Origin of the sequence: Collinsella sp. TF07-1 (genome assembly GCF_003437235.1) — a bacterium.
GTDB lineage: Bacteria > Actinomycetota > Coriobacteriia > Coriobacteriales > Coriobacteriaceae > Collinsella.
On sequence record NZ_QSRV01000061.1, the window covers coordinates 1 to 391 of the forward strand.

At 74.9% G+C, this 391-nt stretch carries 1 pseudogene; it reads right to left on the reverse strand.

Annotated features, from left to right (window positions below):
• Positions 1-373 (reverse strand): annotated as a pseudogene (locus DXC67_RS10270) (IS30 family transposase); the annotation flags it as partial.
• Positions 374-391 lie beyond the last annotated feature (18 nt).

Here is a 391-nt window from a genome sequence, read left to right on the forward strand (position 1 = left end):
CGAGCCGGTCGAACCTGAGGCCGCGGCCCTTGGGCAGCAGCTTCCTGATCTCGACGTGGTTGCGCTCGCAGGCGCCCTTCTGGTCGCTGCGCCGGGGGTCGCAGTAGAACAGCCTCGTCTCGCCCCGCCCCTCGCCGAGCAGCGCCGCGATCGCGACCTCGTCGGAGAACTCGGGGCCGTTGTCGGTGAGCACGGCGCGGAACACGCGGCGCGTCCCGTCGGCGCCGAGGACCGCCCGGACGCCCTCCAGGGCGCCCGCGACGCACCCGGCGGTCTTCTCCTCCAGCGGCAGCGCGAGCTGGAGCCTGCTGGGGCGGTGCAGCAGCGTGAGCAGGCAGGCGCTGTCCTCCCGGGCCCCCTCGACGGTGTCCATCTCCCAGGCCGCGGCGCA